Genomic DNA, 13,231 nt, shown 5'->3' on the forward strand with positions numbered 1-13,231 from the left:
GTAAATGCTCTTTCTTCTAATGGGTAAGCTACTCAATGCGTTGGCTTACACACCTAGCGAATTTCTATGCGACTATGATCTTTCTCATGAGTTTCCTCTTGAGTAATTCCCTCTCCTCTCTCTTAATTAGCTACTTTTGCTTATCTAAAAAAAGTTATACACTTTGGTTTTTAAGATAACTTTGAGTACTTTTAATTTCTATCCATAGCCAGCCTCCCTATTCAAAATCTCATCCATAGTCTCCCCAGTGGCTGTAAAGAGCATCCATCGATACAATCGCTCCATTTACACATTCATGTCCTCTAGCAAGGCAGGCAATGCTTGTGTTTCACTAGCTTTTTTTAAGCCATGAGCCATAGATAGCCTCTTTTTAATGGAGTAGGTGCCAAAAAAAATTATCAAGGCACCCTGTTTTGCCCTGAAAAAGATTAGCACGACGTTTTGCTTTAAATATTTAACCATTATAGTTTGTGGCTCTATTTAGGGTCTGTGCCAGCCTCCGATTTATTCCGCCCAGTAGAAAAGTATTTTTGCTGGATAAATTTAAGGGAGATCCTTATGATTAGAGTACGATAAATTTTCTAAAGCCATTAAGGTTGAAATGCATCTGCCAGAAGTTTTTGTGGGCTTAGGAGGCAATGTGGGAGATAGCTATGCAATTTTATCCCATGCTATAGAAAAAATGGCTGCTCTTTCTAGCATTTACGATTTAGAGGTTTCTCGCTTTTATTGTACAACACCTGTAAGCTCTATCTCTCAAAGATTTTATATCAATGCTGTTTGTCGCTTTAAAACAACTTTTTTACCTCAAGAACTGTTAAGACAATTGCAATCTATTGAGATAAGCTTAGGCAAGCAAGTAAAGCCTAAAGAAGCCCCCCGAAGAGTGGACTTAGATATTTTATTTTATGGAAGGGAAATAGTGAATGAACCCGGTCTACAAATTCCTCATCCTTATTGGCATGAAAGACTTTTTGTTATAGCCCCTCTAGCTGACCTGGTCACTCACTTATTTGTTCCTCAACCGGGCCATTCTAAATCTTTAGAGCCCTTTAATGTAAGGAAATACCTTCAAGAATTTCCCAATATTCATCAAGAAACTGTTACCCCACTTGCAGAAATTTCAAGGAAAAACTTATGCAGACTGTACCCTTTAGAAAATTTTCCATCGGTAAAGGACAACCCTTAGCTATTTTGTCAGGCCCATGCGTCATTGAAAGCGAAGAGCATTGCTTAGCAACGGCAGAAGCGCTTAAAAATTTATTCTCTAAGCACAATATTAATCTTATCTATAAGTCCAGCTATGATAAAGCCAACCGCTCTTCCTACCAATCTTTCCGCGGACCTGGATTGGAAGAAGGTTTACGCATTTTGGAAAAAGTGAAAAAAGAACTCGATTTGCCCATTGTGACCGATGTGCATTCTCCCCAAGAAGCGCAGGCAGCAGGTCAGGTTTGTGATCTAATTCAGATTCCTGCTTTTTTGTGTAGGCAAACCGATCTTATTAATGCAGCTGCCCAAACAGGAATTCCTGTTACTGTAAAAAAAGGACAGTTTATGGCTCCTTGGGATATGCTTAATGTGGTAGAAAAATTCCGTGCTGCTGGCAATGAAAATATTATCTTAACTGAGCGCGGAGCGACATTTGGCTATAACAATCTAGTCTGTGATATGCGAGCGATCCCTATCATGCAGGGATTTGGTGTGCCTGTGTGTTTTGACGCTACGCATGCTGTACAATTGCCTGGAGGGCTAGGAAATAAATCAGGGGGACAAAGGGAGTTTATTCCTATCTTAGCCAAAGCCGCTATCAGTGCGGGGGCTAATTGCTTGTTTATGGAATCTCATCCTCATCCCGCGGAAGCAAAAAGCGATGCTTCTTCTGTTTTAGATTTCAAAGATTTACCTGCTTTGTTAACTATACTAGAGAAATTATATGATTTGATCCAGGGCCACTAACTCTTATTTCTTAAGCATGCTAAAAAAAGCTTTTAAAGCTTATATCAATTAAAAATATTCAGGTCATGGTCAAAAAACATTCTTTTTCTCCTTTTGCATTCTCCCCTAAATGTCAGCGTGTCTCTTTGCTTTCTCCTCAGTTTGCGCTGATAATTTTGCTTTTGATAGCCTTATTAAGCGGAATAGTTTGGCAAATAGGGCAGGTGAATGAAAAAGATGAGCTAGAATATCGTAAACTGCTTGCCGCATCTCAATCCTCTAAGTCTGCCATGCAGCTAAATTCTTATACAGCACGCCAAGAAAGAGAAGGTGTTCAAAAGGATATCTATTTTTACAAAAGAGGCGAACGTTTGCACATGCGTTTAATAGCGGATGCGGCTCAGCTGCTTTTAAAGCAGCAAGATTCTCATCCTCAGGTAGTAGAACATCTGCAAAATGTTAAATGCTTGATGCAAGAAGAACTTTATTACCTTCTTCCTGATGGGCGAGAAGCTGTTTTACAACCTGATGGGCAATTACGTCTACGTTCCGCTCATGCCGCCCCTCTTGCCTCTTCCTGGTCTCCAGAGAGTAGGTTGGAATTGCGTCCTATGCAACTTTTACGCTTTATAGAGGCAGAGACAGCCGAGTATCATTATAAAAAAGATCTTTTAGTGGCTAATAAAGTAAAAATGAAACGGTATGCGATATCCGGTCATCAACTGAAAGAAGTAGTCGAACAGGAAAAAATTTTAATGCAAGGGACAGCAGACAAAGTCGAATTTTCTTTGAAGGGCGAGGAAGAAGCTTTTCATTTAAAGGCCTATCATTTTAAAGCTAAACTTTTTGGTCCAGACGGTAGGATTTTATGAGAAAATACCTCTTCTTATCTTGTGTCCTTTTCAATTGTCTGCTTGCTGAAGAATCAACACCTTTGAGTGTTGAAGCAGAAAATATGCATTACAAGGGAGAATTAGTTCATCTAAGCGGCAAAGTGTTCCTTGAGCATGAATTAGGAAAGGTGAGGGCTCAAGAAATAATTATTTTTCCAGCAAAAGAGACTAAGAAAAGGAGCCTTTCTCACCTTAAAATGGTCCAAGGCGCTGAAATTGCCTTGCAAGATGGTGGGCAGATGAGCTGCTCGGAAGCAGAAATAGACGCTCAAAACTTGGTAGGAAAATTTTTGAATGGCCCTAACCATGAATATGTTGTCTATAAAGAAAACATTCAAGAAAAAGCTTCCCTTCTTACTAAACCTCTAGAAATTAAAAGCCATCAACTGACCATCTATCTGCAACGGCAGGAACAAGAGGGGAAATCTTCTCTTGCTATAAGTGAAATTTCCGCCTCTCCTAACGTTACTATCAATTACAATCATGAAATTTTCGCACAAGCTGATCATGGAACCTATAAAAGAACAAAGTCACCCTTTGTTCTAGATAAGCAAAACACTTTGCAAACTAAGAGGGTGGGGATCTTATCTTTGCAAGCCAATACATCCTCGGGAATGTGTCGCCTAAGTAATCCTAAAGGAGATTTTATCGATGCTCAAAAAATTGACTGGGATGTTTTTAGGCGGCAATTAGAGTTTGATAAACCTAGCGGCTCTCTTTATACAGGCACAGTTAATGAGCCTGCCCATAGAATAAATTTCTCCTGTGCAACAATGAGCTGGGATGAGCAACAAGATATTCTTACTTTATATCAGCAAATTGAAATTGATTATTTAGGTTTAGGCAAATTGACAACCCCTGAAAAAGTTTATATATCCAGACACTCAATCGATGCAAGCAAGCAAGTAAGCTTGATTGAATGTAGAGGTCTTTCGGTTTTAAAATACCAAGACAAGACAAAAAGTCTAGATTATACTCTTTCTACTTATCATAAGCTTATAGTGGATCGAAAGTTAAGACAGGCTCATCTGGAAAGTCCACGTGATGCTAATGGCCAAGTTATGAAGGGCCAGCAGGTGCATCTTACAGGCTCTATGGGTGAGATATATGCTGATGAAGTTTTTATTTATTATGATGAAATTGCTCAGCAGCTAAAGCCAGTGAAATTATTTCTTAAGGGTAGCGTTTGGTTGCTTAAGCGCAAGGCTAATGACAAAGAAAAGCAAGAGCAATTTTCCCATCTAGCCATCTCTGATCGCTTAGAATATAATATAGAGACCCAAGAAATGTTGTTTTTATCAGATTATGGAAAGCGTGTGCTTTTTCTTGATGGATCTAATCATTTGCAGATTAGTGCCCCTTCTGTAAAAGTATTAAAAGATCCTCATACGAAAAAAGATAGGGTGCAAGGAATAGGCGATGTGCGTTTTAATTTTATAGAGAAGGAATGCAAGATGTTGCAAGAACGGTTTCCAACTTTTGAAGCAAAAATAGGTATAGGTAGCTAGATCATGCATAATAACGAGCATAACATATGTTTGGAGGTTCAGGATCTTCAGAAAAGCTATAATGGACGTAAGGTCGTTAATGGCCTATCTTTCTACGTTAAAAAAGGAGAAATCGTGGGACTTGTAGGTCCTAATGGAGCAGGTAAGACCACGGCTTTTTATATGACGGTAGGGCTTATTCGCCCTGATGCAGGTAGTGTATCCTTCAATCAATATGATGTCACCCGTTCTGCTATGCATATGCGCGCACGTATGGGAATGGGCTATCTAGCTCAGGAGCCTTCTGTTTTTCGTTACCTAACTGTTGAAGAAAACATTATGTGTATTTTAGAGTGCTTGCCCTTAACTAAAGCAGAGCGTAAATTACGCTTAGAAAAGTTGTTACAAGAACTTCATCTTGAGCCTTTAGCCAAGAAAAAAGCTATAGCGCTCTCAGGAGGGGAAAGACGTCGCTTAGAAATTACTAGAGCTCTTGTGACCGATCCTACCCTTTTAATGCTCGATGAGCCTTTTGCGAATATTGATCCTCTATCGGTTCACGAGGTCAAGCAGATGATTTCACATTTGGCGCAGAAAAATATCAGCATTTTAATTACAGACCATAATGCACGAGAGATTTTTTCTATTGTCGATCGTAGTTATCTAGTGAGCGAGGGAAAAGTCATCCTATCCGGAACAGTCGATACTTTAGTTAATGATCAGCAGGCTCGTCGTACCTACCTTGGAGAGGATTTTAAATTATAAAAGATCGATAGAACTACTAGGCATTAAATTTTAAAAAAGGGCAGCAGAGAAAAAGGATAAAACGCCAGGTTTGACCCCTCTATCTCCACTTTTAATTTTTTGCCCTTTTTGTAAAAGTCTACAAATGCTTACTTAATAGGATTGACAATCTCTTCGGGTTTAAAAAAGAAAGCAATCTCTAGTTTAGCATTTTCTACTGAATCTGAGCCATGTACAGTATTTTCTGTGACGGATCTAGAAAAATCTGCACGAATAGTAGAAGCAGCAGCTTTAGAAGGATCGGTGGCACCCATTAATTGACGATTTTTAGCTATAGCATCTTCGCCTTCTAGTACCATCACCATGACAGGCCCTGAGCTCATCATGTTAATAAGATCTTTGTAAAAGGGGCGATCTTTATGGACTGCATAAAATTGACCCGCTTGCTCGGCAGTCAAATGGAGCATTTTTGCAGCTGAAATTTGTAAGCCATTTTTCTCAAAACGTGCAATAATTTCACCTACATGTTTGTTCGCGATGCCATCAGGCTTTATCATAGATAAAGTTTGTTGAGGAGAAGTATCGCCAGCAGCAGCCATTAGCGAAAAAGGAGCTAAACAAGCAAATAGAAAAAATAGGGTAGTCCTTAACATAGTAAATATCCTTATTGTTTTAACGGGTATGAGGGCAGATTTCCGTGCTTTTAAAGAAATAGTTAATTTCGGTTTGAGCATTTTCAGCAGAATCTGAACCATGTACGCAATTTTCATCAATAGAGTGTGCAAAATCTGCACGAATAGTGCCTGGAGAGGCTTTTTTAGGGTCAGTAGCTCCCATAATTTCTCGGTTTTTAAGGACGGCCTGGTTACCTTCTAATACTGTAATAAGTACAGGACCTGAAATCATGAAGCTGACAAGGTCTTTAAAAAAAGGACGTTCTTTATGAATAGCATAAAAACCCTCGGCTTCCTGCTGGCTTAGATGTTTCATTTTAGCAGCCACAATCTTTAACCCATTTTTTTCAAAGCGAGCAATGATTTCACCTATCTGATTTTTACCTACAGCATCTGGTTTAATGATGGAGAGTGTGCGTTCTTGTGATGTCATTCTTCTTTATTTCCTCCTTTAAAGGTTATTAAATAAAAGGTAGTATAGCAAACTTGAAAAAAATACACACTATTAAACCATTTTGAGGCTCAAAAAAATGATGGATTTTAAACAAAAACTCTATACTTATGCACAGTTACTGATAGAACATGGCTTAAATGTACAAAAAGGGCAGATTGTTAACATTACAGCAGAAATTTGCCATCGTGAGCTTACCCATCTGCTTTGCCAAATAGCTTATCGCCGAGGAGCCAAGCATGTGAATGTAGATTTTATTGAGCCCCGTTTAATACGAACTCGCCTCTTAGATTCGATAGAAGACCATGATTTAGCGTATGTGCCTCACTATCTTAGTCAAAAATATGAAGAATTTGTAAAAGAAGGAGCTGCTGTCTTACGATTGATTGGTAGTGAACTTCCCGATAACCTTACAGATTTAAATCCTCAAAAAATTAACACTCTTTCCAATAGTAATTTTAAAGCTCTTAAAAAATATTATACTGAGGGTGTAAGTAAATCGAAAGTTCAGTGGACAGTTGCAGCAGCAGCTACCCCGCGGTGGGGAAAAAAAGTTTTTCCTGAACTTGAGGAGGCAAAAGCTTGTGAAGCATTATGGGAGCAGATTTTCAAAATTTGCCGGGCTGATCAACCTAACTGCCTTGAATTATGGAAAAAACATAATAGTGTCTTGCAAGCACGTGCCAAGCACCTGACTAAAATGAAAATTCGCGAATTGCATTTTACAGGCCCGGATACCGATTTAAAGGTTTTTTTAAGCCCTCAAGCTCTTTTTGTGGGAGGGGGAAGCCAAGGACCTCGAGGGGAATTTGAGCCTAATATTCCCACAGAAGAGTGCTTCACTACTCCTGATTATCGTTTAACCACCGGTAAAGTAAAAGTTACGCGTCCTGTACTTGTGAATGGTAAAATAGTTAAAGATTTGCATTTGGAATTTAAAGAAGGAAAACTTGTTCATTTTGAGGCTAGTGAAGGGGAAGAAAACTTTGCAAGATATATCGATAACGATGCAGGTTCTCGCTTTTTGGGTGAGGTGGCTTTAGTAGGGACAGACTCTCCGATATTCCAAACTGGTAAGATATTTGAAGAGATTTTGTATGATGAAAATGCCGCCTGCCATATTGCCGTGGGTTTTGCGTATAGTATGTGTATAGATGGAGGCCCTTTAATGTCGCCTGACCAGCTTGCAGATATAGGATGTAATGTAAGTACCGTACATGTCGACATGATGATCTCGGATGAGCATGTAGATGTGGAGGCAACTACTTATGAAGGTAAAAAGGTTAAGTTGATTTGTAAAGGGCAATGGATGCAAGGGTTGTAAATGGGTAGCCGCAAGTCCAAATTAAGAGAGGGAATAGCAAAAATTCATGCTTGGCATTTGATAGAAAAGGTTTAAAAATTTTCCATTAAGTTATCTTTTATAAGATATAAAACTTAGCAAGAAAAATAACAAAAAGGGATAGGCTAGTAAAACTTTAAATAGAAATTTTACTCTCATCTTTTTTAGCGGCTTTAGCCTTCTTACCTTACAAAGCTTTTATACATGGATGCAGAGAAAATGCAGGTGGCTTATTCTTTATGGATTAAGAGAAGGAAGTTTATCCTGAATGTTTTTTTTACTAGGGCCTTGCAGCTTGTGGATTTCATTCTCTTCGCTAAATTTTTGCTTTTTCGCAAATAGGGCCCTGTTTTCCAACAGCATTTATTTATAATTTTAGCAGCAACTCTGTTTTTAAGCTTTTTTAAAAGTTTTCTAGGTAGAAAGTTTACTAGGTGACTTATAATAAATTTCTGCTAAAGCATTAGAATAACATAGTTAGATTTTTTCATTACTTAGATGAAAAAATAATTAGTTTTCTCAATACAAGGTTTTTCTTTCTTGAAAGTAATATTTTTATCCTTTATCCTTATGTTTTAAAATAACTATTAGGTTTAAGTTTAGTAATCAATATTTTTAAAAGATTGAGGGAATAGGATATGGTAGTGAATATAAATATGACAGCATTTACCGATGCCGCAGGGCAAACTTCCAATGTGCTCAATACAGGGGATATTACTTCAGTAATCAGCCATATTGACGCCTCTAACGCTACTCTTACAAATAAATTCATCGCTTGTATGCAATGTCTTTCTCAAACGCTTAATAGTGATGGGCCTTTTCAAGGAAAGTGTGAAAGCTATTTAAAGGAAAAAATTTTTGATCTAGCTAAGAAAAAACCTGCCGAGGCGCAAGAGGCCATCAATGATAGTACGATTAGATATGATGAGAAGCTTTCTTCTACAATTAAAAAAGTGAAGTATTTATCAGCTGGCGTCTGGGGGCTCCCTGGGGGCAACTATGTGAGGAAACTTGGTCATCATATCTTTGAGACCTATGGGAATAATAGGAATTTGGGTACTACCTACCTTTTAGCAGGTGCAACTGTTACCTTTACTCGAGGTGTATCTTCCATATTTGCTTTAAATGCTACCGATGGCGGGCAAGGAGCTGGCAGCGCTGATATGTTCATAGGAGCAAGCCTTATGGCTTTTCCTCTATTAAACTCTATTATTAAAGCGAGGGGCGACGAACCTTAAAACTTTTGATAGACTGCCTTTACAAAAAAGAATATGATAGTTTTAAGTCCAGCGTGTAATGAAGGAGCAAATTTCTAGTTTTTTAGCTAAAAAGAGTAGAGTTTTGCTCTAATATTTTTATTCATTAACCTATAAAAAAGAGAGGAAATAATGAATTATATTTTTAGTTTGTTTACTTCATGTGGAGCCCCCTCCTATCAAGAATATGAGATTTTAGAAAAAAAAGATGAAGATAGAGGAATAGAAGAGTTGCGTCAGTGGATAGAGACTCACCCTGTTAATTCTTCCATTAAAATGTTAGAAAGCGCCAAAAAACTTGATAAGTATACGAACGAATTGATGAAAAGCTTAAAAGAAGTACCTTTGACTACTTCTAACGTTGACCTATTGAAAGATCATTTGGTTCTTCTTGCTAAGCAAAATGACAGTGTAAGACGAAGATTAATAGACAAAATTTCTAATCTTAAAGGCGAAAAATCTCTCCTCGAAGATTTGCAAGTTAAATTGATTTTTACATGTGCTCATTAAAAATGTTAAAGAAGGAAGTGTGCTTTTATTATACCGGCCCATGTCTAAGCAATAATTTAAACGGGCAATTTTTTATTAAGAGATGAAAAATCTCTTCTTCCCGGCTTTTTTTAAAATCTTCCTATTTTCCTACTTATCGTCTCTTTCCTATTTCCTTCTCTAAAATTTTTTCATTAGTATGCAGGACGAGCGGGGTTCAAGAGGTGAGAGCGAAACGCCCCCTGCTAAAGGGGGCAATGCCTATCAACACCATCCTTATGCTTTTTTCCAACCTTTAATTTTTAGCTTACCAAGATTAAAATTCCTGCTTAAGCCGAATAAAATGTTAGAACAAAGCTTTGGCTAGTTGAACCACAAGGCGTGGTTCCTGTAATGGTCACGGTAAATATAGGTCCCGATCCTATTGAACTTCCTGTGATTACCCCTGTTGTGGGATTAATGGATGAGCCAGGAGGTAGTCCTGTAGCCGTAAAGGTGAAGGGCTCACCGTTTGGACTAAAAAAATGTCCTGTGACTTGATTTAAGGTATAGGGCTGACCAACAAGCGAGGCCACATTTACTGGATTCTCCAGGGGGGTAGAGGTAGGCGGAACACAAGGAAAGTCAATGGTAAAAGATTGGCTTACGCTTGCACAAGCATCACTAGCTGTAGCCGTGATGACAATGTTGTATATCTGATTGTCTTGCAAACCTATCCCTGAGATGAGTCCGGTTGTTGGATTAATACTTGCTCCTGCCGGTAATCCGGAGGCACTAAACGTTAAAGCTCCTCCACTGGGATTGCTAAAGTAAGGGCTGATATCGAAGCTATAGGGCTCATTACCTAAAAAGCTAAAATTAGGAATAGGAGAATAATTCAATTCATGGCAGGAGGGAGGCACAATCATTTTCTTTCTTTTTTCTTCCGCAATCGCTAGCACTTCAGGCATATAAACCGCAGGTGCACTCACCCAGCCTGCTAAAGCAGGGTCACAATAGCAGGGGTTGCAGGCATTGTTATCCATCTGTTTTTGCGTTCCAAAAGCGTAGGTAAGCTCGATACCTGCAGTGGTAAGGTTGGGAAGGTGAGATTTTCCTCGCGTATGTGCACCAAATAATCCTATAGTCAATCCTGTCCATTCAGGCTGAGACCAGCTTAAACGTACTTTTCCATAATTATAAGGGCGTTTAAATTGGGCTAAGAGATCAAGAAGAAAATGAGAAGCAATTTGTTGTTGATAGCCAAAGCTTGCCCCTAAGCCAGATAGATGTTTTCTAGATTTATATTTTCGACGGTAGCTTACGCTATCAAAATCTGCATCTACCTGAAAGCGGCTGGAATACCAAGGGGTTATGGTTATCCCTAGGGAGCCTCCATAGCTGCTAGAGCCAGCAATACGGCGCCAGTAAAGAAAATCTTTACATCTCTTAGGCTTTAAATTGTGAGACGCGGCGTAAGAGTAATAGGCTGTAGCCTCCACCTTATTGAAAAACTGATGATAAAAATCATGCTGATATTTAGCTCCAAGAGCATACTGATGCATCCAACGTTCTTTTTTCCCGGTGGAAAAACGATAGCCTAATCTTTGTGTTAAATATTCAGCTGAAAGCTTGAATCGATCTTCATGGCTGTAGAGCCAACCTACTGTTCCATTGGCACGATAATTCCTCCTGCCTACTTCCCCAAAAAAAGCTATAGCTGTTTCATCGGTGGCAGGGCGAGGCGCCAAGGCTAATTTAAAAGTAGGAATCAAGGCGTTGTGGGTCCTTCCTCTAGCATGGTCACAGCTTTGGCTGTACAAATGGCTAAAAGATGCCATGATTACAAGCAAAAACATTAAAATTTTTTTCATTTTTTTTTACCCCTTATTTTTTTGAAATTTTCCTTTTAGAATATTTTTGCTTTTGGCGTCAAAGTTTTTTCTTAATAAAAGTTTAATTAACGCGAGTTATCGGATAAGAAAACACTCTAAGCCTGCTTCAATTCTACCTAAACTGTAAGCCAACTCATTAAACATTTTGCCAAAAATATTTTTAGATAGATCAGAGACAGGGGCTTGGGCCTCCACATTTCCTTGTGTTAACATAGAAGCAAGAATTTCTCCTTTATCATTAATAATTAAATGTAGTTTGAATCCATAAAAGTACCTGCTAGAGGCTTTTCCTCTTTTGGCTATTTTTTTAAAAACTTGGAAGGGAGTGGATGCGAAGATTATGGCACACTGCCAATAGAGTAGAAGAATCAATAAATGAAATGCCTGTACACTCTCTTTAAGCAAGCTTGTGAATAAACAAAAAGGACAAATAAGCATGTTTTCATTAAAGTGAGGAACTTATGGTAGGAAAGAATATGAGGAAAACATCTCTTCAGCGAGGGAATGACCTGTCGCATAGAGTAATCTTTAAACGTTCTATAGCCACTTTTATGAAAAATGATGACAAGAGTCATCGTTTCACTTAATGATCATTTTGGCCTTCTACTTTTTTCATTGCTTTTTCAATGAGTGGTTTTTAAATGGATTTCAACCCATATTGTATGTCATTCCACCTCCAATTGCTTCCAAAAAATCATCTACATCGCAAAAAATGGAGATTAATAAGTAGATATCTTTTTCAACCATTTTGACCTTCCAGCTTTAAGTTTTTTAGTACAAAATACTTTTGCAACATGTGAAGGCCTTTTTTCAACTATTTCCTTATCTGATAACTCGCGTTAATTAAAGAGGTAGGATGGATAGGCAGCGCCTGGTGCCAAAAGTCATACCCACAAAAATATTGCCAGTAAGCGTTTCCTACCCATCGATACACCTCATTTTCATCAGAAATCTCCTCGAAGTGTGGCAAGATAAGGGAGCCCTGCAACTAATCTTACAGGCCTAGCTGGTTGGCTTATTTTTGTACAAACAGCTTATCAAATTCTTCCTCTAGCTGCTTCCATACAATCAACTTAAGATAATTTTAATAAGAGAATGATTTTGATTGAGTTCGCCGCTAAAGCAGAATTTAAAAAGGTAGCCCTATTAGTCATCTAACTTGTTTGGTTTCACAGTAAGCTTTGCAAGAAATTAAGTGCTTTGTAATGAGTGACTTGTAAAGAAAATATAGCATTAAAAAAAATGCTCCTAAAGTCTTTCCTTAGCGCAAAATGCTCTAAATCATGTTGGACTATAGAGTAGGAGATAGTGCTCTATATACGCTAACTCCCTTGCAAGCTTTTAAAAGAGAACAAAGCTTATTTGTCACGCCTGTTCCCATGCAAACCAAGGAGGCCAAAGAACTCATATTTGAAGTGCCTTACGACAAATCTGTAGAGATAGTAGAAGGCTATCGAGCTTTTGAGAGTACCTCTTGCTATGCAGGCGTTGAACAAAGATGGGTAGTTATCTTCAGCCAAGTGACCTGTTAAAAAGAATGCCCTACTTTAGCCAAGCATTACCTTAAGGACAGTGAAAAAGAAGCCAAAGCCTTTATTAAGCCCATGCAGCAAGAGTTTTCATGTCCAAGCGATACTAAACGCCAATTAGATAAGTATGTAAAAAAATTAAATATATACGGGTTATAAAATCTTAAGTGATAGCAATTCAAAAGCATACTACGTCTAGTCGGCCCAAACCTGAGCAAAAACCTTCTACATCTAGCTATCGCCTACAAGGCATAGTAGATTGCTCTTTGCTTAACAAGTTAGCTGATACCCACCCTGATGATAAGGATACAAATTCGTTTGACTTGCTTATTCAATTTTTATATTTTGTCTTTAAAAAATAAAAATAATAAAAGGTCATCCCTACCCAAGGAAATAAAATGCATCCTATCTCTTCGGCCTCTATTGAAAGCTTGCCCAATGAATTGTTACTCCCTATCTTAGAGGCTTGCGTAGTTCCTTCCTTATTTGGCGTCTGTAAAAGATGGCATCATCTGCTGGCTACTGAAGTCATGCCCCCTCTTTATAAGCAAATA

General features: G+C 38.3%; 14 protein-coding genes. 9 read left to right on the forward strand and 5 right to left on the reverse strand.

Going from position 1 to position 13,231, the window contains the following annotated elements; genetic code table 11:
- Window positions 1-601: 601 nt before the first annotated feature.
- The 5 genes from folK (at window position 602) to lptB (ending at window position 5,083) form a co-directional block, all read left to right on the forward strand.
- Complete coding sequence (gene folK / locus DB42_RS02810) at window positions 602-1,189, forward strand: 2-amino-4-hydroxy-6-hydroxymethyldihydropteridine diphosphokinase (protein WP_238578977.1); 588 nt, start codon at window positions 602-604, stop codon at window positions 1,187-1,189.
- A complete protein-coding gene (gene kdsA, locus DB42_RS02815) occupies window positions 1,138-1,959 on the forward strand; it encodes a 3-deoxy-8-phosphooctulonate synthase (RefSeq protein WP_042239883.1) in 822 nt (273 codons plus the stop codon). Before folK ends, kdsA begins: the two co-directional genes overlap by 52 nt.
- Window positions 1,960-2,024: 65 nt before the next feature.
- Complete coding sequence (locus tag DB42_RS02820) at window positions 2,025-2,810, forward strand: hypothetical protein (RefSeq protein ID WP_044881638.1); 786 nt, start codon at window positions 2,025-2,027, stop codon at window positions 2,808-2,810.
- Between the two features lie 83 nt (window positions 2,811-2,893).
- Window positions 2,894-4,339, forward strand: coding sequence for a hypothetical protein (locus DB42_RS02825; RefSeq protein WP_155117395.1), 1,446 nt, complete (start codon window positions 2,894-2,896; stop codon window positions 4,337-4,339).
- Window positions 4,340-4,342: 3 nt separating this feature from the next.
- A complete protein-coding gene (gene lptB / locus DB42_RS02830) occupies window positions 4,343-5,083 on the forward strand; it encodes an LPS export ABC transporter ATP-binding protein (RefSeq protein WP_044881640.1) in 741 nt (246 codons plus the stop codon).
- Between the two features lie 128 nt (window positions 5,084-5,211).
- On the opposite strand, the gene ndk (DB42_RS02835) is transcribed toward lptB, so the two are convergent.
- On the reverse strand, window positions 5,212-5,661 hold the full coding sequence (gene ndk, locus DB42_RS02835) for a nucleoside-diphosphate kinase (RefSeq protein WP_044881657.1): 450 nt from the start codon (window positions 5,659-5,661) through the stop codon (window positions 5,212-5,214).
- A 73-nt stretch (window positions 5,662-5,734) separates the two neighbouring features.
- The gene (gene ndk, locus DB42_RS02840; RefSeq protein ID WP_044881641.1) at window positions 5,735-6,169 is read right to left on the reverse strand and encodes a nucleoside-diphosphate kinase; all 435 of its coding nucleotides are present in this window, start codon (window positions 6,167-6,169) and stop codon (window positions 5,735-5,737) included.
- Window positions 6,170-6,266: 97 nt separating this feature from the next.
- Here ndk (DB42_RS02840) and DB42_RS02845 point away from each other — a divergent pair, with 97 nt between their 5' ends.
- The 3 genes from DB42_RS02845 to DB42_RS02855 all read left to right on the forward strand — a co-directional run bounded on the left by DB42_RS02845 (window position 6,267) and on the right by DB42_RS02855 (window position 9,295).
- The gene (locus DB42_RS02845) at window positions 6,267-7,511 is read left to right on the forward strand and encodes an aminopeptidase (RefSeq protein ID WP_044881642.1); all 1,245 of its coding nucleotides are present in this window, start codon (window positions 6,267-6,269) and stop codon (window positions 7,509-7,511) included.
- Between the two features lie 656 nt (window positions 7,512-8,167).
- Complete coding sequence (locus tag DB42_RS02850) at window positions 8,168-8,767, forward strand: hypothetical protein (RefSeq protein ID WP_044881643.1); 600 nt, start codon at window positions 8,168-8,170, stop codon at window positions 8,765-8,767.
- 150 nt (window positions 8,768-8,917) lie between these two features.
- Complete coding sequence (locus tag DB42_RS02855) at window positions 8,918-9,295, forward strand: hypothetical protein (RefSeq protein WP_042239896.1); 378 nt, start codon at window positions 8,918-8,920, stop codon at window positions 9,293-9,295.
- A gap of 308 nt (window positions 9,296-9,603) precedes the next feature.
- On the opposite strand, the gene DB42_RS02860 is transcribed toward DB42_RS02855, so the two are convergent.
- The 3 genes from DB42_RS02860 to DB42_RS10810 all read right to left on the reverse strand — a co-directional run bounded on the left by DB42_RS02860 (window position 9,604) and on the right by DB42_RS10810 (window position 12,118).
- The gene (locus tag DB42_RS02860) at window positions 9,604-11,127 is read right to left on the reverse strand and encodes an Ig domain-containing protein (protein ID WP_044881644.1); all 1,524 of its coding nucleotides are present in this window, start codon (window positions 11,125-11,127) and stop codon (window positions 9,604-9,606) included.
- Window positions 11,128-11,223: 96 nt separating this feature from the next.
- Entirely contained in the window at window positions 11,224-11,586 is a 363-nt protein-coding gene (locus DB42_RS02865; RefSeq protein ID WP_052435932.1) for a transposase, read from the reverse strand.
- A 376-nt stretch (window positions 11,587-11,962) separates the two neighbouring features.
- Complete coding sequence (locus DB42_RS10810) at window positions 11,963-12,118, reverse strand: transposase (RefSeq protein ID WP_162180745.1); 156 nt, start codon at window positions 12,116-12,118, stop codon at window positions 11,963-11,965.
- A 313-nt stretch (window positions 12,119-12,431) separates the two neighbouring features.
- On the opposite strand from DB42_RS10810, the gene DB42_RS02870 reads away from it, so the two are divergent.
- On the forward strand, window positions 12,432-12,680 hold the full coding sequence (locus DB42_RS02870; protein WP_044881645.1) for a hypothetical protein: 249 nt from the start codon (window positions 12,432-12,434) through the stop codon (window positions 12,678-12,680).
- Window positions 12,681-13,231 lie beyond the last annotated feature (551 nt).

Source organism: Neochlamydia sp. EPS4 (genome assembly GCF_000813665.1).
In the GTDB taxonomy this organism is placed as follows: domain Bacteria; phylum Chlamydiota; class Chlamydiia; order Chlamydiales; family Parachlamydiaceae; genus Neochlamydia.